This is a genomic window from Limnohabitans sp. Bal53 (assembly GCF_003063355.1).
Lineage (GTDB): Bacteria > Pseudomonadota > Gammaproteobacteria > Burkholderiales > Burkholderiaceae_C > Limnohabitans_A.
Genome location: NZ_NESH01000006.1, coordinates 229,103 through 251,377, shown reverse-complemented (window position 1 = coordinate 251,377; position 22,275 = coordinate 229,103). Strand labels below are relative to the sequence as shown.

Annotated in this window: 20 protein-coding genes and 1 riboswitch; of the genes, 2 read left to right on the top strand and 18 right to left on the bottom strand. The window is 60.6% G+C overall.

Annotated features, from left to right (window positions below; genetic code table 11):
• Position 1 precedes the first annotated feature (1 nt).
• From rplX to glpK, 3 genes are all read right to left on the bottom strand, one after another.
• Positions 2-322 (bottom strand): 50S ribosomal protein L24, encoded by a 321-nt coding sequence (rplX, locus tag B9Z50_RS15550; protein WP_108365650.1) that lies wholly within the window; start codon positions 320-322, stop codon positions 2-4.
• Positions 323-331: 9 nt separating this feature from the next.
• Positions 332-700, bottom strand: a complete 369-nt coding sequence (gene rplN, locus B9Z50_RS15545) for a 50S ribosomal protein L14 (RefSeq protein WP_089951934.1) — start codon at positions 698-700, stop codon at positions 332-334.
• A 266-nt stretch (positions 701-966) separates the two neighbouring features.
• Entirely contained in the window at positions 967-2,469 is a 1,503-nt protein-coding gene (gene glpK / locus B9Z50_RS15540) for a glycerol kinase GlpK (protein WP_233249908.1), read from the bottom strand.
• Between the two features lie 89 nt (positions 2,470-2,558).
• On the opposite strand from glpK, the gene proC reads away from it, so the two are divergent.
• Entirely contained in the window at positions 2,559-3,383 is an 825-nt protein-coding gene (gene proC / locus B9Z50_RS15535; RefSeq protein WP_108365648.1) for a pyrroline-5-carboxylate reductase, read from the top strand.
• A gap of 33 nt (positions 3,384-3,416) precedes the next feature.
• Here the strand turns inward: proC and ubiA are convergent, their stop codons facing one another.
• The 4 genes from ubiA to B9Z50_RS15510 form a co-directional block, all read right to left on the bottom strand.
• Positions 3,417-4,268, bottom strand: coding sequence for a 4-hydroxybenzoate octaprenyltransferase (gene ubiA, locus B9Z50_RS15530; RefSeq protein ID WP_108365647.1), 852 nt, complete (start codon positions 4,266-4,268; stop codon positions 3,417-3,419).
• Between the two features lie 137 nt (positions 4,269-4,405).
• A complete protein-coding gene (locus tag B9Z50_RS15525) occupies positions 4,406-5,161 on the bottom strand; it encodes a DUF3047 domain-containing protein (RefSeq protein WP_108365646.1) in 756 nt (251 codons plus the stop codon).
• Positions 5,158-7,470, bottom strand: coding sequence for an FAD-dependent oxidoreductase (locus tag B9Z50_RS18015; protein WP_233249907.1), 2,313 nt, complete (start codon positions 7,468-7,470; stop codon positions 5,158-5,160). Before B9Z50_RS18015 ends, B9Z50_RS15525 begins: the two co-directional genes overlap by 4 nt.
• 115 nt (positions 7,471-7,585) lie before the next feature.
• The gene (locus tag B9Z50_RS15510; protein WP_108365645.1) at positions 7,586-9,037 is read right to left on the bottom strand and encodes a Fic family protein; all 1,452 of its coding nucleotides are present in this window, start codon (positions 9,035-9,037) and stop codon (positions 7,586-7,588) included.
• A gap of 544 nt (positions 9,038-9,581) precedes the next feature.
• On the opposite strand from B9Z50_RS15510, the gene B9Z50_RS15505 reads away from it, so the two are divergent.
• A complete protein-coding gene (locus B9Z50_RS15505) occupies positions 9,582-10,130 on the top strand; it encodes a YfbU family protein (RefSeq protein WP_108365644.1) in 549 nt (182 codons plus the stop codon).
• A 273-nt stretch (positions 10,131-10,403) separates the two neighbouring features.
• Here the strand turns inward: B9Z50_RS15505 and B9Z50_RS15500 are convergent, their stop codons facing one another.
• The 11 genes from B9Z50_RS15500 to B9Z50_RS15450 form a co-directional block, all read right to left on the bottom strand.
• Positions 10,404-11,009 (bottom strand): CDP-alcohol phosphatidyltransferase family protein, encoded by a 606-nt coding sequence (locus B9Z50_RS15500; protein ID WP_108365643.1) that lies wholly within the window; start codon positions 11,007-11,009, stop codon positions 10,404-10,406.
• The gene (locus tag B9Z50_RS15495) at positions 11,002-11,679 is read right to left on the bottom strand and encodes an ATP-binding cassette domain-containing protein (protein WP_108365642.1); all 678 of its coding nucleotides are present in this window, start codon (positions 11,677-11,679) and stop codon (positions 11,002-11,004) included. Before B9Z50_RS15495 ends, B9Z50_RS15500 begins: the two co-directional genes overlap by 8 nt.
• Complete coding sequence (locus B9Z50_RS15490; protein ID WP_370463088.1) at positions 11,676-13,307, bottom strand: ABC transporter permease; 1,632 nt, start codon at positions 13,305-13,307, stop codon at positions 11,676-11,678. Before B9Z50_RS15490 ends, B9Z50_RS15495 begins: the two co-directional genes overlap by 4 nt.
• Positions 13,304-14,509 (bottom strand): ABC transporter substrate-binding protein, encoded by a 1,206-nt coding sequence (locus tag B9Z50_RS15485; RefSeq protein WP_108365641.1) that lies wholly within the window; start codon positions 14,507-14,509, stop codon positions 13,304-13,306. The genes B9Z50_RS15490 and B9Z50_RS15485 overlap by 4 nt, the downstream gene beginning before the upstream one ends.
• Positions 14,510-14,547: 38 nt before the next feature.
• Positions 14,548-14,784 carry a hypothetical protein gene (locus B9Z50_RS15480; RefSeq protein ID WP_370463087.1) on the bottom strand — a complete coding sequence of 79 codons (237 nt, stop codon included), beginning with the start codon at positions 14,782-14,784 and terminating at the stop codon, positions 14,548-14,550.
• Between the two features lie 71 nt (positions 14,785-14,855).
• Positions 14,856-15,398 (bottom strand): TPM domain-containing protein, encoded by a 543-nt coding sequence (locus tag B9Z50_RS15475; RefSeq protein ID WP_108365640.1) that lies wholly within the window; start codon positions 15,396-15,398, stop codon positions 14,856-14,858.
• A 1-nt stretch (position 15,399) separates the two neighbouring features.
• Positions 15,400-16,380 (bottom strand): YgcG family protein, encoded by a 981-nt coding sequence (locus tag B9Z50_RS15470; RefSeq protein WP_233249905.1) that lies wholly within the window; start codon positions 16,378-16,380, stop codon positions 15,400-15,402.
• 11 nt (positions 16,381-16,391) lie between these two features.
• Positions 16,392-16,997: a LemA family protein gene (locus B9Z50_RS15465; protein WP_233249904.1), complete on the bottom strand. Its 606-nt coding sequence runs from the start codon at positions 16,995-16,997 to the stop codon at positions 16,392-16,394.
• A 131-nt stretch (positions 16,998-17,128) separates the two neighbouring features.
• Positions 17,129-19,840, bottom strand: coding sequence for a methionine synthase (gene metH, locus B9Z50_RS15460; protein WP_108365638.1), 2,712 nt, complete (start codon positions 19,838-19,840; stop codon positions 17,129-17,131).
• 56 nt (positions 19,841-19,896) lie between these two features.
• A riboswitch (S-adenosyl-L-homocysteine riboswitch) is annotated at positions 19,897-19,997 on the bottom strand.
• A 58-nt stretch (positions 19,998-20,055) separates the two neighbouring features.
• A complete protein-coding gene (locus tag B9Z50_RS15455) occupies positions 20,056-20,679 on the bottom strand; it encodes a response regulator transcription factor (RefSeq protein WP_108365637.1) in 624 nt (207 codons plus the stop codon).
• 107 nt (positions 20,680-20,786) lie between these two features.
• Positions 20,787-22,253, bottom strand: coding sequence for a PglL family O-oligosaccharyltransferase (locus tag B9Z50_RS15450; RefSeq protein ID WP_108365636.1), 1,467 nt, complete (start codon positions 22,251-22,253; stop codon positions 20,787-20,789).
• Positions 22,254-22,275 lie beyond the last annotated feature (22 nt).

Below are 22,275 nucleotides of genomic sequence, written 5' to 3'. Positions count from 1 at the left end.
CTCATGCCACCTTGATTTCTTCGCCGCTGGACTTGTAAACGCGAACGCGTTTGCCGTCAGCCTGCAACTTGATGCCCACGCGATCAGCCTTGCCAGTTGCAGCGTTGAAAATCGCCACATTGGATTGGTGAATCGGCATGGCCTTTTCGATGATGCCGCCAGTTGTGCCCTTCATGGGGTTTGGCTTGGCGTGTTTTTTGACGATGTTGATGCCGTCAATCAGCAGGTGCGAGTCGCTGGCGCGCGACGACACTTTGCCGCGCTTGCCCTTGTCACGACCTGTGATGACGATGATCTCGTCGCCTGTGCGAATCTTGTTCATGGCGCGTCCTTACAGTACTTCAGGGGCCAAGGACACGATCTTCATGAACTTCTCGGTACGCAGTTCACGCGTGACCGGGCCGAAGATGCGGGTGCCGATAGGCTCCAACTTGGCGTTCAGCAACACAGCGGCGTTGCCATCGAATTTGATGAGCGAGCCATCGCCACGGCGAATGCCTTTGGCAGTGCGTACCACCACAGCGCTGTAGATCTCGCCTTTTTTGACGCGACCACGTGGGGCGGCTTCTTTGATGCTCACTTTGATGATGTCGCCAACACTTGCATAGCGACGCTTGGACCCGCCGAGCACCTTGATGCACAGCACGGACTTAGCGCCGGTGTTGTCGGCCACATCCAACCGAGTTTCTGTCTGGATCATTTCTTTGTTCCCAACTTGTATTCTTTATCTGCAAGCCCAAAAGCCAACAAATAAGAATCAGTCTTGGACCCGTCATTCACACAGCAAACCACTTGCTGTGCTTCAGTTTGGGCAGATACCTGCGCCTTTTGCAAGGCGAAGCCCACGATTATGCCTGTAAAAAATGCCTTGTGCAATCCGTTTTTGAATTTTTTTGTCTTTCTTCACCACATGGCGCCATTTGTGGCCTCTTTTTGCTCTGCGCGTGGCGATGCCGTGTGGGGGCTTCAACTGCGCGCCCAAGCGCGAGACCGGGTGACTGCTTCTCGCCAGCGCGCCACATGGGCGGCTCTTGTAGGTTCTTTCCATTGCGGAACAAATCTCCGCTCTTCTTGCCATTGTGCTGACAGCTCCTCTGCACCTGACCAATAGCCGGTGGCCAACCCAGCCAGATATGCGACCCCGAGCGCAGTGGTCTCCGTGATACGGCTTCGTACCACTGGCACGCCCAGCACATTGGCCTGAATCTGCATCAACAGGTCGTTTTTGCTGGCACCACCGTCCACCCTCAGTTCAGTCAGTGCCAATCCACTGTCAGCGCTCATGGCCCGAAAGACGTCGGCGGTCTGCAAAGCAATGGCCTCCAATGCCGCCCGGGCTATGTGCGCCCGCCCCGTCCCCCGTGTCATGCCTACCAGGGTGCCTCTGGCCTGAGCATCCCAGTCAGGCGTGCCCAAACCGGCAAAAGCGGGCACCAAAAACACGTCCCCGGTGTCCTGCACGCTGCCAGCCAAAGCTTCAACCTGGGCCGCGCTGTCAATGATCTGCAATCCGTCTCGCAACCACTGCACTGTGGCGCCGGCCATGAAAACCGATCCTTCCAAGGCATAGGCCATGGGGCGTTGTGCTGCGCCCGGGCCTTGCCAGGCGACGGTGCTGAGCAATTGGTGCTGACTGGCTACGGGTTGGTCGCCCGTGTTCATGAGCATGAAGCAGCCCGTGCCATAGGTGTTTTTGGCCATTCCCGGAGCAAAGCAGGCCTGACCGAACAGGGCAGCCTGTTGGTCCCCTGCCCACCCTGCAATCGGCACACTGGCGCCCAGCAGGTGCGCATCCGTCTCGGCCATTTGGCCGCAAGAGGGCAAGATTCGGGGCAACACAGCGGATGGAATGTTCAGCAACGCCAGCATGTCGTCGTCCCAGGTCCCGGTTTTCAGGTTGAAAAGCAGGGTCCGAGAGGCGTTGCTGGGCTCGGTGGCATGCACCCGTCCGCCTGTCAACTGCCACAGCAACCAACTGTCCACCGTGCCAAAGGCCAATTCGCCCCGTTCGGCCCGCGCTCTTACGCCGGGTACATGGTCCAGCAACCAGGCCAGCTTGGTGCCCGAAAAATAGGCATCGAGTACCAATCCGGTTTTGGCGGCGATGGTTTCGGCGTGGCCTGCCGCTCGCAATTGCTCGCACAATCCGGCAGTGCGCCTATCCTGCCAGACGATGGCTGGGGCTACGGGCTGCCCCGTTTGGCGATCCCACAGCACGGTGGTTTCGCGCTGGTTGGTGATGCCCATGGCACGAATCTGTTGAGCGGTGATGCACGCCCGTCCCAGCACCTCGCGCAGCACAGCCAGCTGTGTTTGCCAAATTTCGGTGGCATCGTGTTCGACCCACCCCGGGCGTGGGAAATGCTGGGTAAATTCGCGATGTGCCATGGCCACCACCTGGCCGGCTCGGTCAAACACCACGGCGCGTGAGCTGGTGGTGCCTTGGTCAATTGAAAGCATGAAGTCCATGTGCATAAGATTAGCTCAAAGCAGCCAGTACAAACAGCGACAATTCCCCGATTGACCTTTGTACAAAGACACCAGCGAGACTTGGCACCATGACGACTTTTGCACACCACATGGCCTTCATCGGCGGCGGCAACATGGCCAGCGCCATCATTGGCGGTTTGATCCGTCAAGGTATGCGGCCCGATCAATTCACCGTGGTCGAACCCTTTGCCGATACCGCCGCCAAACTGCACAAGGACTTCGGCATCACCGCCTTGCCCGTCGCAGGCCCAGCCCTGGCCCGGGCTGACTTGGTGGTCTGGGCGGTCAAACCACAAATCTTCAGCGAAGCGGCTGCGCCGGTCATGGCCCACACCCGCGCCGCCTTGCACCTGTCGGTGGCCGCAGGCATACGCACCGACAGCATTGCGCGCTGGGTCGGCACCGATCGGGTGGTGCGCTGCATGCCCAACACCCCGGCTCTTGTGGGCCAAGGCATCACCGGCTTGTTTGCCTGCCCATCTGTCACTCCGGCAGACCAGACGCTGGTAGAACAAGTCATTGGCACCACCGGACAATTCATCTGGGTGCAGCAGGAGTCGCAGCTGGACGCGGTGACCGCCTTGTCGGGGTCCGGTCCGGCCTATGTGTTTTATTTCCTTGAAGCCATGACCGAAGCGGGCCAGGGCATGGGCCTGAGTGCCGAGCAGGCCTATCAGCTGGCGGTGGCCACGTTTGCGGGTGCAGCCAGCCTGGCTGCGGCTTCCACCGAATCGCCTGCGGTGTTGCGCCAGCGTGTCACCTCCAAAGGCGGCACCACCTATGCGGCCCTCACCGCGATGGAGGCTGCCGGTATCAAGCCCGCTTTTGTCACGGCCATGCAAGCGGCCGAGCGACGGGCGCGCGAGTTGGGTGACGAATTCGGCAAGGCCTGAACGCGGGTCAACACCCGCCAGGGGCTTTGGACATCAGGTATGAGACAGGACCAAACCCAGAAACACGCTAAAGCCTACCCAGTGGTTCAACCTGAAAGCTTTGAAGCAGCCCTCTCGGCTGCGGTCCTTGATCAACCACACATGCCACACCGCCTGGGCGGCCGCACCAGCCAAACCCACCCACAGCCAAGCGCTGCCCTCGGGCGCGTCCAGCAGCAGCGCCCATATGGTCAAAAAGGCCGCATAGAAACCCGCAATGGCCGCCACATCCCATTGACCCAGCGTAATGGCAGAGGTTTTCATGCCGATCTTCAGATCATCGTCGCGGTCCACCATCGCGTACTCGGTGTCATACGCCAACACCCAAAACAAATTGCCCATCAGTAGACCCCAAGCGAGCAGTGGAACTTCGCTTTGGACCGCCGCAAAAGCCATCGGAATTCCAAAACTGAAGGCCACCCCCAACACCGCCTGGGGCATGGACACAAAACGTTTGGCATAGGGGTAAGCCAAGGTCACGGCCAAAGCTGCAAACGACCAAGCGACCGTCACGCGGTTGGTACTGAGCACCAACACAAAAGCCCACAGCGCCAAGACCACCCCCAAAAGCAAGGCCTCTTTGACGCCCAAACGCCCGCTGGTCACAGGGCGCTGGGCCGTGCGCTTGACGTGTTTGTCAAACTCGCGATCGGCCACATCGTTGACGCAACAACCCGCGCTGCGCATGAGGATGGTGCCCAACGTGAACACCGCCACCAAATGCCAGCCCGGGAAGCCGTCAGCCGCCACCCACAAAGCCGACAAAGTGGGCCACAACAACAACAGCCAGCCGGCAGGTCGGTTCCAGCGAATCAGGTCCAGGTAAAGCTTGAGTCGGTCAATCATCCCCGAATTATCCGTCTCACGACCTATGCTGCTGCCCGCAACATACACATCGCTGCAGACTCAGCCTTTTTCACATCCAGATGAATGAACCCATTGCGATCGAGCGGCATGACCAGCCCCCCAAGAGGGCCATGTTTTCAGCGCACCCAATCGATGCCTTTGACCCAACCCACACTCTGAGCACCCGTGTTGTCGCTGTCCGCTCCAATCAGCACCGCAAGCACTTTGGGCGCGGCAGCGCCTGCTGGCAACTCCTCGGCAAACCATTTCGCAAAGTCAGCAGCCACATCGCGGGTTTCGGCTTGCCATTGGGCCAGGGGCGCACCCTTGCCTTGCAAAGTGATGAAGCGCACCCGTTTTGTGTAGGGGTTGGCCGCTTGCAGGCCCGCTGCATGCACGCTGTCCCACACATAACAAAGCGTAGCCGCAGGCAAGTCTTCGCCGCTCACGCTTCTGGCAATGCGCAACAAGGTGCGCTCTACAAAAGGCACCTGGTCCAGCGGGTGGTCAAACATCACGCAAACCTTGAGCGCCGCATCGTCACCGGCTTTGGTCAAAATGTCGGCCACAACTTGCCCACCCGTGAGTGGCTGGTCCAGACGCCAGCGCCATTGCAGGCGACCCGGCTCGGCTTTGGGCAGGTCGTGCACCCAGGTGCCATACGAAGCGCGGGTGCTGACCTTAAGGGCCCGCTCGCCTTGCACCTCGGCCAACTCGAAGCGGGTGGCGGGAATGTCGGCCTTGGACTTGGGAAAGCCCACAAAGCGCCAAGTACTGGCGGCTGCACCATCGGCGGGCACCAAAGGCGACAGGCTTTGCGCAGTGGCGAAAGCTGTAGCGCAGGCCATGCCCAGCGCCAGCAGCGCAGGAACAGGTTTCAACAAATGAATCATCCACGCCGCCAATCGTGGAACTTCTTCACCCAAGCCAGCAACTTTTGCGGTGCATGGGCACGCTTCCATTCACCGGCGGCGTACTTGTTGGCCTCGGCCATGGTCGGGTAAGTGTGGATGGTGCCCAAAATCTTGTTCAAGCCCAGGCCATGCTTCATGGCCAGCACGTATTCGGCCAGCAGATCGCCCGCGTGCGAGCCCACGATGGTGACACCCAAAATGCGGTCTTTGCCCGGCACGGTGAGCACTTTCACAAAGCCGTGCGCCTCACTGTCGGCAATCGCCCGGTCCAAGTCGTCGATGCCGTACTTCGTCACCTCGTAAGCGATGCCTTGGGCTTGCGCCTCTTGTTCGTTCAGGCCCACACGCGCCACCTCGGGGTCGATGAAGGTGGCCCAGGGGATCACGCGGTAGTCGACCTTGAAGGATTTGAAATCACCAAACAGCGCGTTGACTGCCGCATACCAAGCTTGGTGCGCGGCCGTGTGCGTGAACTGGTAAGGCCCAGCCACATCGCCTGCCGCGAAGATATTGGGGTAGAGCGTTTGCAAATACTCATTGGTCTCGACGGTGCGGTGCGTGGGCACCCCAATGTCTTCGAGGCCATAACCTTGCAGACGGGCCACACGGCCCACAGCGCAGACCAGCGCATCAAATGGAATGGCGCGCTCTTGACCTCCGTGCTCGACGATCAGGTATTTGGTCATCGGGGGCGACTCATCCTCTGTCATCGCAGACAACTTGTCTCCTGTCATCACAGGCAACTTGCCTCCCTGCATCGCAAGCAACATGTCTCCTGTCATCGCGAGCGAAGCGTGGCGATCCATGGACTGCTTCGCTTCGTTCGCAGTGGGGGTGGGCCGCCATTCGCAGCGCAGCGCCTTGTGTCCGGTGAGCACCAGCACGCCGTCGGCCTGCAGCGCGTCGCGCGCCAACGCAGACACCTCTTCGTCCTCGCGCACCATGATGCGTTCGCCCATCTCGACCTGCGTGACCTGTGCACCGAGGCGGGCGAAGCTTTGCGACAGCTCGCAGCCAATTGGCCCGCCGCCCAGCACCACGATGCGCTTCGGAATCTCGTCGAGCTTGGCAAACTCGTCCCACAGCGTGTCGCTGGTGACATAGCCCACGTCATCGAGGCCCGGCAAAGGCGGCACCATAGGGCGTGCGCCCGCCGCAATCACGATGCTGCGCGCAGTCAGGCGCTGCACCTGGCCGTCGTTCAACGTCACCTCCACTGTCCAGGGGTTCACCAACTTGCCATAACCCTGCAGCACCTCCACACCCAAGCCGGTGTAGCGCTCCACACTGTCGTGCGGCTCGATGGCTTTGATCACGTCGTGCACACGCTGCATCACCGCCTTGAAACTGAAGCTGGGCGCGGTGTCGCTCAGGCCGTACTGTGCACCGTGCCGCATTTGGTGGGCCAGCTTGGCGCTCTTGATCAAGGCCTTGCTCGGCACGCAGCCGTAGTTCAGGCAGTCGCCACCCATCTTGTGCGCCTCGATCAAAGTGACTTTGGCTTTGACGGCGGCCGCAATGTAGGCCGACACCAAACCTGCCGCGCCTCCGCCGATCACGATCAGGTTGCGGTCAAATTTCTTGGGGCGCACGCTGGTCCAGCGGGCGTAGACCTTGCGCTTTTGCACAGCCGCCACGATGCGGCGCGCCAACAAGGGAAAGATGCCCAGCAGCACAAAGCTGCCCAACAACGCCGGGCTCAAAATGCCCCGCACCGAGTCCAGCTGCGCCAGTTGCGTGCCCGCATTCACATACACCGCCGTGCCCGCCAGCATGCCCAACTGGCTCACCCAGTAATACGTCCAGGTCTTCATGCGCGTCAGGCCCATGAGCAGGTTGATCAGGAAAAACGGCACCACCGGAATCAGGCGCAAAGTGAAGAGGTAAAACGCGCCCTCTTTGTCCACGCCTGCATTGATGTCGGCCAAGCGCTGACCAAAACGTGCTTCGACCCACTCGCGCAGCACAAAGCGTGAAGCCAGAAAAGCCAAAGTGGCACCGAGGGTGGAGGCAAACGACACCAGCAGCAAGCCTTGCCACAGGCCAAACACGGCACCGCCGCCCAAAGTGATGATGACCGCACCCGGAATCGACAACGCCGTGGCCAAGACGTAAACCCCAAAGTAAACGGCAGCCACCATCACGGGCTGCTGTGCATAGAGCTGGTCAAAACTGGCCTGGCTGGCCTTGAGCTGCTCAAAGCTCAGGTAGCGACTCAGGTCCAAGCCGACAAAAGCGCCAATGACCAAGCCCAACAACAGCAGCAAAAGAGATTGTCTAAGACGCATGAAAGGGGAACTCCTGATGGGGCGATCACTTGGCGGATGGTGCGAGATGTGCACTCCCCAAGACTGTGAACGATAACGCTGATGAACTGACAGTTCGGTGCGGCTGGGCAAAAAGTTACAAGTGATCGTCACCACCCGAGCAAGCCAACTGCCAAGCCAGGTATTCCGAGCGACGCAGCCGGTATCGGGCCACGCTGCCTTCGTGCAACTGGTGCAGCGCCTCGGCCAACATGCGGGTGAACGCATCGTGATCGGCTGCAGGCAGACCCATACCCGCCACCACAGTAGCCAGCGCGTCTGGGCTGGGCGCTTGCAGGCCTTTGACCACCGCCTGCACGGCCTGAATCAGCGCTTCGCGGTATTTGATTTTGAGAGGGTTCGGCTCCACCATGGTTTGGGTGATGGCCAGATAACGCTGGCACGAACGCTCATACGCCCACACAAACACGTCGCGCAACAAATCGACCTCGTTGAGTTCATACACGCCCAAAGTCCCTTCGATGTAAGCCCGCTCGGGCACGTCGATGAACGACAAGGGGCACAGCTTGTGCTGGATCAGCGGCATGTTGGCAGCAATGCGCGACACGCGTTTGTTCACATCTTCAAACGGCTGCAAATACGGCAGCTGCACCATGAGGAAAAACACCTGCTCAAACGGATCGGGAATGGCGGCAGCTTTGCTCAGCAACAGCTCAAAACAGTCCTCAATCACCTGAGGCATGGCGACGGGGTGAAACGCCGTGCCCGAAATCTCCACCACGCGCCGACGCAGCCTTCCACTGGCCTGCGGGTCGCGCATCAGGTCTTGCGACAACACGGCATGCAAGTTTTTGAACGTGAAGGCATCAAAGCCCACCTCGTTCATGTCCTCGTCCGTGTCCTCAATCAGCATCTCGATAGCGGCTTTGTGGTTCAGGATCATCTGCGTTTCGATGGCGTCCTTGCCCTGCGCGGCCTGACCATGCTCGATCAGGTTTTGCGTGTCCAGGCGGCTGTAGGTGTTGCCCTCCAGCCGCGATGAAGCCCACGACAAATCCACCAACAAACGGCTCAAGATGTCGCGGGCGTAGGTGCCTGCGGGTCGCTCATGGGCGGGCGTGCGGCCCATCTCGTGCAGCTGGCTTCGCAGCGCGGCTGGCAAGTAAAACGTCACACCCGGCTGATACGACTCCAAAAACTCACGCCGATAACCCACCGGGCGCCGGTGCATCAGCGGTTGCCGGACCCGATCACGGATGCTGGCGCCTTCGGGCGAAACCGGCAAATCGGGTTCCGCCTCGGCCACGCCGACGCCCATGCTCAAAGGGGCACTGACGTCCCCACGCGCAAGCTGCGCCCAAGCCAACGCCACCGGCTTGTAAACCAGCGCAATGCTCTGCCCCTCAAACGCGATCCGCTGCGCATCGATCAGTTTGAGTAAGCGGCGCTGCAAAGTGCGGCGGTTCAGCGCCCCACCATGACGCTGCGCCATGGTCGCCTCGATCTCGGCAATGCCGATCCCGCCGGGGTGCGCGGCCACGATGGATTCGATCAGTTGCAATTCGGCGGCGGGGGTGATGCGGGGCATGGGGTGGCCTATTGAGGGGTCATTTGTCGCGCTCAGGGGATTTAGGGCCTCCAAGAGCGTCACTATTGATCGCCATTATGTCGCTCAATGTGTCGCGCTTGCGAGTCATCGTGTCGTGCAATCTGTATGTGAAGGCGTTGAGTCGTCGTCATTCACCGCAAATATTGCGGTGAATGAGCTGCATATTCGCCGCAATCGCGGGTACCAGTTGGTGCTTGGGGTGGGTTGGGGGACTGCTGATGATTGAACACAGAGAGTTTTTGTAGCTAATTTTTCGTATTTATTTGGGTATAGTGGAGTGCTTCATGCCTGCTGCGCTGGATGGTGCGGGAGGGAAGTTGCAAGGAATTGGATGCCGGGTTTGGTCTTGAAATTTATACCTGCATGCACATACAGCGCTTGGCCTGAACCCCATGGCACAAGCCGCTTGCAACGATTTCAACAAAAGGATGTATCGACTCAGACCGGGTGTATCAACCGGGTTTTGCGGTCTACATCACATTAGACCCTCCCGACACACCACTTACTCAACCAGAAAGAACACATGAAATTCACAAATGCAGAGAAGTTGATTGTCACGATGCTCGCGGACTTGCACGAAAAGCTTGAGATTGACGAAGTCAACACCAAGCTCATCAAGCAAGCCATCTACTCGAACAACACATGGGCTTTGTCTTGGGAACTTCCAGGAATCGTCGGTGATTCACCGGAGCCAACCCCAGCCGAAGTCAGCTTGATAGTCGACATTCTGGACATGTGGTCCTTCATCGAAGAGGCCCATGAGCGGTTCGATGCCACCGAAAAATCTGCGCTTGAAGCAAAAGCTGACCCGTTCGGCAAGCACGTCGCCTTCTCCGGATTCGATGGAAATAACGAATCGGAATACATGAGCATTGCGAACTTCTTGGTCAAAGAGATGAATCGATTTACTCGGTTCGCTGATCGCGACCTGAACTCTCATTGCCAAGTAATCGATGGCTACCAGCGAATGTTGGCAAAGTTTCTCGAAATCCGCCCCAAGCTTGATGGTCGAGGTCTTTCCATCGATGAAATGGCAGATGTGCTGAATGCTCGACGTCATTCGAGTTTCTAAATGCTGCGCGCTTCGGAGCCAGGTCTAACTGGGCGTTCAACGCGGACGCCAACACTGGCAATGGCTTCGCCATTTTCATGGCCAGTGTTGGTGCCTTCCGCCTTCGGCTCCGGCGCCGGTTAACTTTGGCGTTATGTATCAGGAGTCTTCGAATGACCGATCCCAGCATTACGGCTATTGGCGTCGGTTCCCTTGCCGCCTAAACGTTAATCCGCAAAGTGGATAGCAAACTAAGGACACGAACATTCAAGCTAATCGCGTAACGGCGTAACTTCACCCCAACCGCCCATACCCCCACCAAACCCGCATCCCCGTCGTCACCGCACACAAGCCCGCAAACCCATAAGCCAACACCGCAAAGTGTTCAGGCCAGATGCACATGGCGGCAAACACCGTGATGGTCTCGGTGGCTTCGGTCAGGCCGCCCAAGAAGTAAAAGCTTTTGCCCGGCAAGGCAGTGTCCGTCAGGCCACGTTTTTCGGCCAGTGCGGCAAACGCCAAAAAGCTGCTGCCAGTGCCGATGAAGCTGGCCAGCAGGGCTGCGGCGGGCAGTGCGTTGGCGCTGGGGTTGGCCACTGCAAAGGCCAGGGGAATGGCGGCGTAAAACACGAAGTCGAGCGCGATGTCCAAGAAGCCGCCCGCGTCGGTGGGTTGGGTCAGGCGGGCCACGCTGCCGTCCAGGCCGTCGAGCAAGCGCGAGGCGAGCAGCAGCGCCAAGCCCCACCACCACGCTTGCAGCGTTATAGCCACGGCGGCGGCCATGCCGATGGCAAAGCCCAGCCAGGTCAGCGTGTCGGCGCTGATGCCTGCGCGCACCAAGCCGCGTGCGGCAGCGTTCAGCGCGGGGCGCAAGAGGGTTTGGGCGTGGCGGTCAAACATGGTGGGGGCTTTCTTCGGTGGCGCGCAAGTGCACCACGCGCTGCGGGTCGGCCACATCTTGTTGGTCGTGCGTGACCAGCACCACCGGGATGAGCCGCTCACGCACATGCGCAAACACCCACGGGCGCAGCTGGGCGCGTAAGGCAGCGTCGAGTTTGGAAAACGGCTCATCGAGCAGCAGCGCTTGCGGCTCGGCCAGCAGCGCCCGCATGAGCGCGACGCGGGCGCGTTGCCCGCCCGACAGGGTAGAAGGATCACGCTCGCCCATGCCGCTCAGCTCGGCTTCTTGCAACGCTTGCTGCACACGCGCCTGGCGCTGTGCAAGCGGCAAGGCGCGGGGGACTGCAAACAGCAGGTTTTCGGCCACCGTCATGTGGGCAAACAGCAAAGCATCTTGAAACACCAAGCCGACGCCGCGCAGGTGCGTGGGCAAAGTGGTGAGGTCACGGCCGTTCAGCTGCACGCGGCCGTCAAACTGCAAAGGCTGCAAACCTTCGGACACACTGGCCAGCGTGCCCGCCGTGGCCGCCAGCACCGAGCTTTTGCCGCAACCACTCGGCCCCATGAGCGTGAGGATCTCGCCTGCGGGCACATGCAGGTGCAGGTCTTGCACCAAGGTCTGCGCCGCCGTGCCCAAGCGTTCGATGTCGATCTGGAGTCCCGCGTTCATGTGTTGTCTTTCATCGACCCGATCTTCTCAAATTGGCGTGGCCTGCCCCAGTAGGCGGCCAAAGCAAAGGCCAACACGGGCAAGAGCATCTGCAAAGCGGCATAAGCGCTCATGAGCGAGCGCTGCGCGCCAGACGCCAGCGTCACGGCCTCGGTGGTGACCGTCGCAAAGCGCCCCGCCCCCACATACAAGGTGGGCAAATACTGCGCCACACTGACCGCAAAACCCACCGCCCAAGCCGAGGCGATGGCGCGTTGGAGCAGCGGCCATTTGATGCGCAGCAAATCAGTCCATCGGCTCTGCCCCAAGCTGGCCACCAGGGCTGATTGGCGCGGATCGACCGCCAAATAGGCGGGCTCCAAGGCCAACAGCACATACGGCAGCACCATGACCGCATGCGCCAAAAGCAGGCCCAGCCACTGACCTTCCAGTCGCCACTGCAGCGCCACGCTGTAGAGGCCCACCACCCACAGCACCGAGGGCAACACCAGCGGCAGCAACCACCAGGGCCGCAAAGCCTGTTGCCAGCGGCGCGGTGTCAGCTCCAGCCAGGCCACCGACCAAACCAGGCACACACTGGCCGAAGCCGCAGCCAAACCCAAGGTGGTCCACACCGTGGGGGCACTGGCGATCACTTGCGCCCAGGCATCACCCGTCCACAGCGATGGCCAAAGCAGCGGAAAAGGCCAGACGCCCGACACACTGCCCACCGCCAAGGCCCACCAAACGGCCAGATATGCCCCACCGATGGCCCAGCCCATCCAGGGCGCCTGACCCTGGAACAACAGGGGGCTGCTCACGATTCTGCGCAGACGCGCCCAAGCACGCAGCACCATGACGGTCACCCCTGCCAACATCGCCACACTGACCGTGAGACACCCTGCCGCTGCCGCCCCTTGCGCCTGCATGGCCGCATCGGCATCACCCAACCATTGCCAGGCCAGCACCGCCAAAGTAGGTGGCGTCGCAGGGCCAATGATGAGCGCCATGTCCACCACCGTGAGGCCATAGGCCAACACCGCCAGCAGCGGCCAGCGTAAGCGCGGTGCCAGCTGTGGCCAGACCACTTGGGCAAAAGCTTGTGTGGGCGTGTGGCCCAAAGTTTGGGCCAGTGCAAATTCGGCCTGCCATCTTCGGCGCAGGTCTTCGCGTTGCAATTGCGTGGCCGCCACCCAGAGCAAAAACGGCACTTCCTTGAGCCACAGGGCCAAAATCAAACCCAGACCCCACGGGTCTTGTGTGGTCAACCAAGGCGGCGGCGCATCAAAACCGGTGATGCCCGGCGACACCAAGCGCAGAGCCCAGCCGCTGGGCGAAAGCCACAACACCAAGCCAATGGCCATGGCCGCGTGCGGCGTGGCCAGCAAGGCTGGCACATGGGTGAGCCAGCGGGCCAATTGCTGCCGAATGAAACCATGGGCCAACAAACGTGCCACGGTCCACCACACCAGCACCGTGGAGGCCAGCCCGGTCCACAGCGTCATGCCCCAAGCGCGCAGCGTTTGCGGATCGGCCCACAAGGCCTGCCAAGCGCTGACATCCAGCGCTTGCGAAGCGGCCGCCCACAGCGCCCAGCCCATGGGCACGGCAGCGATCAAGGCCAGCAAAAAGACGGGCAAGAAGCTCACACGCCGTAACGGCGGGTCCACTCTTTTTCGAGTGCATCCACCCAGGACGCATGCGGCTCGGGCAGCACAGGGGCGGTCACGGCCACTTGCCCGGGACGTGAGGCCGATTGAAAACGCGCACGCTCAGCCGCAGGCAAGCGGGCCACATCCAGCACCGTCGGGTCGCCCCAGACGTCGATGTCGGCCTTGCGTGCTTGCGCAGCGGGTGACAACAAGAAGTTGGCGACCACCTGCGCACCCGCTTTGCTGGGTGCGTTGTAAGGAATGGCCACAAAGTGCGTGTTGCCAATCGTGCCCTTGGCGAACTGCCAGCTTTGCACCGTGGCGGGCAGGCGTTTGGCAGCGATCTCGTTGGCCGCTTCATTGGGGTTGAACGTCAGCGCCATCACCAACTCACCGTCGGCCATCATCTGGCGCACGGCGGCCGAGTTTTGCGGGAACTGTTTGCCGCCGCGCCACAGGTGCGGGTGCAGCGCATCCAAAAACCGCCACAGCGGCGCAGCCTGCGATGCCAAAGCCTCAGGCGTCACGGGCTGGGCCAGCGCTTTCACGTCCGGCGCGTGCTCGATCAAGGCCTGCTTGACGAAGGTGGTGCCATGAAAGTTGGGCGGGCGGGGGTAGGTGATGCGCCCAGGTTGGGTGCGGGCCAAGGCCAGCAACTCGGCCATGTTTTGCGGCGGTTTAGGCAGACGCTGGGCATCGGCAAAAAACGTGAGCTGGGCCATGCCCCAGGGCGATTCGAGACCATCGGTGGGCACCGAAAAATCCACCAGCGTGGTGGGCTTGCCCACGGTATCTACCCACTGGAAATTGGGCAAAGCTTGTGCGAAGGGCGCAGACAATAATCCATCGCGCTTCATGGCCGCGAAGTTTTCGCCGTTGACCCAGATGAGGTCGACTGTGCCTTCGGTGTCTTTGCGCCCGGCTTGCTTCTCGGCGCGCACGCGCTTGACCACATCGGCCGCGTCGCTGATCTTGACGTGCTGCAGCTTGACGCCAAAGTTGCGCTGCAACTCAGCCGCGGCCCATTGCACGTAGGCGTTGATGCGCTCACTGCCAGCCCAGGCGTTGAAGTACACCGTCTGGCCACGGGCTGCATTCAAGGTATCTGCCCAAGCTGTGTTGGCCAGAACGGGGTCCGCCAGCACTGCTGCAAAGAGGCCCATGGCGTGTCGGCGTGTGAGCAAAATTGATGGGCTCATCGATAACTCCTCAGTTGAATCGCCTGATCCCTCAAGGTTCAAACCTCTTGAGACAAGGGCAAATTGAGCAAAAGGTATTGCGGTTTGAGCTTCAGCAAACCTTGCTCGTTCATGGCCAAACCCAAATAAACCGGCTTGCCCTGCACGTCGGCACGCATGTCTTGCGGGTTGTCAAAATGCAACTTGAACAAGCTGATGAGCTGCTGCTGACGCTTGGCGTCCAGCTCAATGCCTTGGTACAAGTCATTGAGCAAAGCGGTCCAGAAGTTGTGCATGTTGGTTCTATTGTCTTGCCACCCAGCGGTGTGTCGATGCCGATTGTGCTTGTTTTGACAAGACCGCTGGCTCAGGCCCAAACCACGCGGTTGCACAGCTCGTTCGGGTTCGCTTCGCCCGACTGCAGCGGGAAGTTCTGAACCAGCAATGCCGAGACTTCCTGCAACGCCTGAGTTAAACCGCTGTCGAAGTCCCCGGCTTGCAAGTACTCACTTAATTTTTGAACCACGACTTGCCAATGGGCATCGGGCACATGGCGGCTGATGCCCCGGTCGGCCACGATTTCGACCCGGCGCTCGGCCAGCAACAAGTAGATGAGCACGCCATTGTTGTGCTCGGTGTCCCACACGCGTTGCTTGCCGAACCACGACAGTGCGCGCTCACGTATCACCACCGGCAAAGGCGTTTCGCGCCCCGCACGCCACAGGTAGCTGTTGGGCAAAGCGGCTTCGACGCACAGCACGATCTCTCCGCTGTGTCGCGCTTCGCTGGCGCTCACTCGGGCCTGCAGCTGCTCGGCCAAGGCCGGCGGCACCGCCCGCTCGGCAGCACGCTCGTCCATCCAGCGGTGTCGCCACCATCGCACGACCTGGGTCAGGAGCGACTCGTGCATATCACCATCTCCCGGAGGCACCACCGCCCCCAAAATTGCCACCGCCACCGGACGAAAACCCACCGCCGCTGGAGCCACCCCAGCCACCGGAGCGACCTCGTCCGCCACCACCCCAGCCGTTAAAGTCACCGCCACGCCCACGGTGGCTGCCCTGACTGCGCCGCACTGCGGCACTGGGCAGGGCCTGCATGAACAGTGCCGACATCAGGCCCAACATGGCGGCGATGCCCGCCAGCCAAAGCAGACCGGTCATGCTCCAAACCACCACACCGACCACGCCCCCGGTCCCCAATGCGCCCCAGCGCTGCCCCAACACCCGGCGCAACACGCCCGCTACAGAGGGCAAAACCACCATCAACAAAACCGCCAAGTTCAGCCCATCGACCTCGGCCGCTCCAGTGGGCTGGCCAGCTTGTGCGCCGGCTTTGGGCAGCGGCAAGGCCTCGCCCTCAATGCGGGCTTGCAGGTGGCTGAGTCCAGCACGCAGCCCGCCGGCCACATCGCCCTGGCGAAATGCGGGCGTGATGACTTGGTCGATGATGCGTTGGGCCGCCAAGTCGGGCACTGCGCCTTCCAGCGACTTGGCGGGCGCTATGCGCAAACGGCGATCGTTCAGAGCCACCACCAACAGCAGGCCATCGCCCACTTCGCGCCGACCGATCTTCCAAGCGTCGCCCAGACGCTGGGTGAAGTCGGCGATGTCCTCGGGCGCGGTGCTGGGCAACACCAGCACCACGATCTGGGTGCCGCGCTGCTGCTCAAAGCGCTTGAGTTGCTGCTCGAGAGCCGCCACATCACCAGCGGCCAAGGTGCCGGTCTGGTCCATCACCCGAGCGGTGAGGGGCGGCACGGGCACGAGTGCTTGGGCCCACGCGGGCGACAGGCTCAATGTGACCCAGGCCAAAACCGCCAACAGCAGCCGGGTCAAGCCCTTGCCCAAGCGCTGAGCGCTGAACCCGCCCATTGGCCCAGGTTGGGGCATGTGGAAGTGAATCACTTACCGAAATCCACCTTGGGCGGCGCACTGATGGCGGCTTCGTTGGCCACCGTGAAATTGGCCTTGGGCGCGTAGCCGAACACCTTGGCCGTCAGGTTGCTCGGAAAACTGCGCGCGAGAACGTTGTATTCCTGCACGGCAGCGATGTAGCGGTTGCGCGCCACGGTGATGCGGTTTTCGGTGCCTTCGAGCTGCACGCGCAAATCGGCAAAACCCTGGTTGGCCTTGAGGTTGGGGTATTGCTCGGACACCACCATCAAGCGCGACAGGGCACTGGAGAGTTGCCCCTGCATGGCCTGAAATTGCTGCAAAGCCTGCGGGTTGGTCAGCACCTCGGGCGTGATCTGGAAACTCGTGGCCTTGGCCCGCGCTTCAATCACTTGGGTCAGGGTTTCCTGCTCGAAATTGGCCTCGCCCTTCACGGTGGCCACGATGTTGGGCACCAGATCGGCACGGCGCTGGTACTGGTTGAGCACCTCGGACCACGCAGACGTGGTCTGCTCTTCCAGGCGCTGGAAGTCGTTGTAGCCGCAGCCGGTCAGGCTGAGCACCAAGGCCGCTGTGGCCATCCAGGCGCTGGCTCGCGTAGCAATACGGTTCATAGGTCTTTTCTCCCAAGCGGTGTGACAAACGAAAAGCTTACCCCATGTGATCGCGGCCAAATGCACACCCCGATCAACAACCCGCTCAATTCCCCGTCAAACCGCCTGTGTCTGAGCGCCCGACCGCCACTTCAGAGGTTGGGCGCGAGCAAGCGCTGCAGGGCTTTGGCCTCCACGCCACTGCGCTGGGCCAGATCATTCACCTGGTCGTCGCCGACTTTGCCCACGCTGAAGTACTGCGCCTCGGGGTGGGCCATGTAAAAACCACTCACGCTGGCCGCGGGCGTCATGGCCAGGCTCTCGGTCAGGCCCATGCCGATGTCCTCACATTGCAGCAAGTCGAACATCGCCTTTTTGGCGCTGTGGTCGGGGCAGGCAGGGTAGCCGGGCGCGGGGCGGATGCCTTGGTATTTTTCTGCAATGAGTTCTTCGTTGCTCAGCGCCTCAGCGGCGGCGTAACCCCACAGGTCGGTGCGCACTTTTTTGTGCAGACACTCGGCCAATGCTTCGGCCAAGCGGTCGGCCAATGACTTGAGCATGATGGCGCTGTAATCGTCGTGCGCGGCTTCAAAGGCGGCGGCGCGTTTGTCGGCCCCAATGCCTGCCGTGACGGCGAAGACGCCAACGTGGTCAGGGGCTGTACCTTGCGGCGCGACGAAGTCGGCCAGGCAACGGCTGGGGCGCATCACGCCATCGATCAGGTGTTTCTCGGTCTGTTGCCGCAGGCCGCGCCAAGTCATGGCGACTTGATTGCGGGACTCGTCGGTGTACATCGCGATGTCGTCATCGTTCACGCTGTTGGCGGGGTAAAGGCCCAGCACGGCGTTGGCCGTGACCCAGCGGCCGTCGATGATTTTTTGCAGCATGGCCTGGCCATCGGCATACACCTTGCGGGCTTGCTCGCCCACGATCTCATCATCCAAGATGGCCGGGAATGGGCCGGCCAAGTCCCAAGTTTGAAAGAACGGACCCCAGTCGATGTATTGGGCGATCTCGCCCAAATCGTAGTTTTTGAACACGCGCCGGCCAATGAACTTGGGCGCGGCGGGCACGCCTTGCGACCAGTCGATCGGCGTCTTGTTGGCGCGGGCCTGCGCCAGCGTCCAAATCGGCGTTTGCTTTTTGCCCGCGTGCTGCTCGCGCACCTTGTCGTAGTCGGTGTTCAGGTCAGCGATGAACTTGGCCGCTTGCTCAGACAACAAGCCTTGCGCGACGCCCACACTGCGCGACGCATCGGGCACATAGACCACGGGGCCTGAATAATTGGGCGCGATCTTCACGGCGGTGTGCACGCGGCTGCAGGTGGCGCCACCAATCAGCAGCGGCATTTGGCGGTCGCGGAAGTACGGGTCTTTTTCCATCTCGGCCGCCACGTACTGCATCTCTTCCAAGCTCGGCGTGATGAGACCCGACAGGCCAATGATGTCGGCGTTTTCTTCTTTGGCTTTGGCCAAAATTTCGTGGCAGGGCACCATCACGCCCATATTGACCACTTCGAAGTTGTTGCACTGCAAGACCACGGTGACGATGTTTTTGCCGATGTCGTGCACATCGCCCTTGACCGTGGCGATCACGATCTTGCCTTTGGCTTTCACATCTTCGCCTGCGGCTTCTTGCGCCAATTTTTCGGCTTCGATGTAGGGCAGCAAATGCGCCACGGCCTGCTTCATCACACGGGCGCTTTTGACCACTTGCGGCAAGAACATCTTGCCCTGGCCAAACAGGTCACCGACCACGTTCATGCCGTCCATCAGCGGGCCTTCGATCACATGCAAGGGGCGACCGCCCTTGGCCAGAATCTCGCGGTAAGCCTCTTCGGTGTCGTCGCTGATAAAGTCGGTGATGCCGTGCACCAGCGAGTGGCTCAAGCGCTGCGCCACGCTCACGGGCGCATCGGGCGTGCCGCGCCAAGCCAACTTCGTGCTCTCGTCTTTGGCCGCGCCTTTGGCGCTGTCGGCCACTTCGATCAAACGCTCGCCCGCATCGGGGCGACGATTCAGCACCACGTCTTCCACACGCTCGCGCAGCGTGGGCTCCAGGTCGTCGTACACGCCGACCATGCCCGCGTTCACGATGCCCATGTCCATGCCGGCTTGGATCGCGTGGTACAGAAAAACGGTATGAATCGCTTCGCGCACCGGGTCGTTGCCGCGGAATGAAAAACTGACGTTGGACACACCACCCGACACCTTGGCGCCCGGCAGGTTCTGCTTGATCCAGCGCGTGGCTTCGATGAAGTCCACCGCGTAGTTGTTGTGCTCTTCGATGCCGGTGGCGATTGCAAAGATGTTCGGGTCAAAAATGATGTCTTCGGGCGGGAAGCCGACTTCATCGACCAGCACGCGGTAAGCGCGTTCGCAAATCTCGATCTTGCGCTCGTAAGTGTCAGCCTGGCCTTTTTCGTCAAATGCCATCACCACAGCTGCCGCGCCGTAGCGCTTGACCAGCTTGGCCTGGCGCTTGAACTCTTCCAAGCCCTCTTTCATGCTGATCGAGTTCACGATGCCCTTGCCCTGGATGCAGCGCAAACCGGCTTCGATCACCGACCACTTGCTCGAATCCACCATCACCGGCACGCGGGCGATGTCGGGCTCACCGGCCATCAGGTTCAAGAACCGCACCATGGCCGCCTGGCTGTCGAGCATGGCTTCGTCCATGTTCACGTCGATGACCTGCGCACCGTTTTCGACCTGCTGACGCGCCACGGCCAAAGCCTGCTCGTACTCGCCATTCAAAATCATGCGGGCAAAAGCCTTGGAGCCGGTCACGTTGGTGCGTTCACCCACGTTGACAAACAATGACCCGGTGCCGATGGAGACAGGCTCCAGACCGGACAACTTCATGGGGGGAACAGACAGGATTTCAGACGCGACAACAGACACAGGCTCACCTTGGGGCATTCAGGTGAGCGTCGTTGTGCAAAATCATTCAGACATTGAACGGTCCCAAGCCTGACCTGCTGCGCCTTGACGGCGGCGGGCTGCAACGCTCCTTGGGAAGCACTCGATTTTAGCCGGGGCCGATCACGGCTGCCTCACGGCTGCCTCACGGCTTCACTTTAGGTGAGTTTGCTCAAGTCGACGCCCTTGCATTGGCCAATCAGTTCAGCACTGGTGTTGACTTCGAACTTTTGGTAGATGGTGGCGCGGTGTTTCTTGGCCGTGCCCGGCTGGATGCCTGTGACTTCGGCGATCCCTTTGTTGGTCAAACCCTGCACGATCAGCATGAAGATTTCCTGCTCGCGGGCTGACAGTGTGTCAAAGGAACGCCTCAGCGCGTCGGTGTTGATGAACTCCTGGTTGCGCTGTCTGTCCATTTCAAGGGCTTTGTCTACGACTTGGCACAGCTTTTCCCGATTGAAGGGTTTGAGCAAGAAGTCGACTGCACCCAATCGGAAGGCCTCAATGATTTCGTCTTTGTCACTTTCACCACTGATGAAAATAATGGGGGTTTTGCGCCCCAAAGTTTCCATCTGCGATTGCAACTCCAGTCCGTTTAGACCGGGCATGCGCATGTCCAACAAGACCACAGCAGGCGATATGTCCAGTGACCTCTCAAGAAATGCGGTGGCATTGTCAAAGGTATCCACCGTATAGCCAAGCAGGGTCAACATGTCACTCAGATAAAACCGAATGTCATGGTTGTCGTCCACCAAAAAAATGTGCCCAAGTCGTTTTTTCATAAAAATATCAATACCGAATTTGGCAACTAATTTATCAAATATGTCGATTTATATAATTACCCAATTGGGTAATTTCGCAAAATTTCGCCATATCCCGTTGATTTTTTTCAAGGTTGACGATGGTAAGCCCACGCCAGATAGGCCTGTGGGTAGACCCGCTGGAAATGTTTTTTATGCGCCTCATACAGCGCGTCTTCACCCAGCAGCTTTGCACTGTCCAGGAGCTTTTCGATCACACGCGGCTCGGGGGAGGTGCGCATGGCCACCAAACTGGCCTCCAGCATGGCGCGGGCATTGCCTTCGTGGACCGGCGTGGTGGTGACCAGCGCGAACACGGCCGTGCCACGGAACAGCCAGGTGCGTTGCGCCAGTTGCAGCGCGGGGTCGCTCCAAAGCTTGAGGCGCTGCGCTGCTGGCATATAGATTTGTCGCACTTGCTCATGGTCATAAGCCACAAAGCCCAAAATGCCCAACAAAACCACGGCCAGCCCCGTCGCGCGGGCCCGCACTTGCAAGACTTGCCAGACCCAGCCCCGCATGAGCCACAGGCACAGCAACAGGGCCACCTGGAAGGGGCCGTACCACAGCGGGTATTCGAGCAAACTGTGCAAAGCCAGAACACCAAGCCCCCCCCAAGCCAGCTGTAGTCCGGCTCCTTGGTGACGCCATGGCCTGGCGCGAACCACCCACACCAACACACCCAAGCTCGCCAACACGGCCACGGGCACACCCCACACAAATGCGATGTGCAAGGGCAGGTTGTGGGCATTGCCCAACATGTCACAAAAACGCAACGAGGGGAACTCGGTGATGTAGTGCGCGTAACGCAACTGGTCCCAGCCCCAGCCGCCAAGCGGATGCTGTGCCACCAAGTGCAGCACATTGGCCCAAAGCGCCTGGCGACTGCCGCAGCCACCCAAGGATCCCATGCGCACCATGGCGCTGTCCGTGGCCTGGCCACTCAGGTGCAGCAGCAGCTCCGGCAAAAGCCAAGACGCCAGGGCATACACGCCCAACACCAGCCCGGTGAGCACCAAAGCCTCGCGTCCTTTGGGGGCTGCGCGGTGCAGCAGCATCCACACAGCGATGAACAGCAGTTGAAGCAACCCTGTGCGCGAGGCTGTTGCGGCCATGCCCATGGCCAACAGGGCCAGCATCCAGAGGGTGTGGATCATGGACAGCGCCAGGGCACGCCAGATCAAGACCGCCAAGATGCCCAGTGCGAGCAAACTCGCCAACTGGTTGCGCTGGCGCAAATTGCCCATGGCGTCGCCCAGATAGGCGGGCACATGCAAAGCCGGTGCCAAAAGCTCAGCCTGACCCAAAAACTGCACCAGACCCATGGCGCTGCTGAGCAAAGCTGCCCAAGCCCAGCCTTGAACAAGGATGGTCAAACTCAGGCGTTGCCACATCAACAAAGCCAATGCCAGGCAAGTCCAGCTGGTCAACCACGGCCACACATTGGGCAAAGGGGTGCTGGAAAAAGGCTGCACCCAGGGCCAGGCCAGCAACAACACCAGCAAGGCATGCTGGAGGCGGCCAGTGCCCTGCGCTGGTGAGCGGAACTCCGGCATGTGAACTCAGTCCACCAACAAA

Excerpts from the sequence above, each read along its gene's own strand:
- rplX (WP_108365650.1), bottom strand. The coding sequence starts at position 322 with ATGAACAAGATTCGCACAGGCGACGAGATCATCGTCATCACAGGTCGT.
- rplN (WP_089951934.1), bottom strand. The coding sequence starts at position 700 with ATGATCCAGACAGAAACTCGGTTGGATGTGGCCGACAACACCGGCGCT.
- glpK (WP_233249908.1), bottom strand. The coding sequence starts at position 2,469 with ATGGACTTCATGCTTTCAATTGACCAAGGCACCACCAGCTCACGCGCC.
- proC (WP_108365648.1), top strand. The coding sequence starts at position 2,559 with ATGACGACTTTTGCACACCACATGGCCTTCATCGGCGGCGGCAACATG.
- ubiA (WP_108365647.1), bottom strand. The coding sequence starts at position 4,268 with ATGATTGACCGACTCAAGCTTTACCTGGACCTGATTCGCTGGAACCGA.
- B9Z50_RS15525 (WP_108365646.1), bottom strand. The coding sequence starts at position 5,161 with ATGATTCATTTGTTGAAACCTGTTCCTGCGCTGCTGGCGCTGGGCATG.
- B9Z50_RS18015 (WP_233249907.1), bottom strand. The coding sequence starts at position 7,470 with ATGCGTCTTAGACAATCTCTTTTGCTGCTGTTGTTGGGCTTGGTCATT.
- B9Z50_RS15510 (WP_108365645.1), bottom strand. The coding sequence starts at position 9,037 with ATGCCCCGCATCACCCCCGCCGCCGAATTGCAACTGATCGAATCCATC.
- B9Z50_RS15505 (WP_108365644.1), top strand. The coding sequence starts at position 9,582 with ATGAAATTCACAAATGCAGAGAAGTTGATTGTCACGATGCTCGCGGAC.
- B9Z50_RS15500 (WP_108365643.1), bottom strand. The coding sequence starts at position 11,009 with ATGTTTGACCGCCACGCCCAAACCCTCTTGCGCCCCGCGCTGAACGCT.
- B9Z50_RS15495 (WP_108365642.1), bottom strand. The coding sequence starts at position 11,679 with ATGAACGCGGGACTCCAGATCGACATCGAACGCTTGGGCACGGCGGCG.
- B9Z50_RS15485 (WP_108365641.1), bottom strand. The coding sequence starts at position 14,509 with ATGAGCCCATCAATTTTGCTCACACGCCGACACGCCATGGGCCTCTTT.
- B9Z50_RS15480 (WP_370463087.1), bottom strand. The coding sequence starts at position 14,784 with ATGCACAACTTCTGGACCGCTTTGCTCAATGACTTGTACCAAGGCATT.
- B9Z50_RS15475 (WP_108365640.1), bottom strand. The coding sequence starts at position 15,398 with ATGCACGAGTCGCTCCTGACCCAGGTCGTGCGATGGTGGCGACACCGC.
- B9Z50_RS15470 (WP_233249905.1), bottom strand. The coding sequence starts at position 16,380 with ATGCCCCAACCTGGGCCAATGGGCGGGTTCAGCGCTCAGCGCTTGGGC.
- B9Z50_RS15465 (WP_233249904.1), bottom strand. The coding sequence starts at position 16,997 with ATGAACCGTATTGCTACGCGAGCCAGCGCCTGGATGGCCACAGCGGCC.
- metH (WP_108365638.1), bottom strand. The coding sequence starts at position 19,840 with ATGAAGTTGTCCGGTCTGGAGCCTGTCTCCATCGGCACCGGGTCATTG.
- B9Z50_RS15455 (WP_108365637.1), bottom strand. The coding sequence starts at position 20,679 with ATGAAAAAACGACTTGGGCACATTTTTTTGGTGGACGACAACCATGAC.
- B9Z50_RS15450 (WP_108365636.1), bottom strand. The coding sequence starts at position 22,253 with ATGCCGGAGTTCCGCTCACCAGCGCAGGGCACTGGCCGCCTCCAGCAT.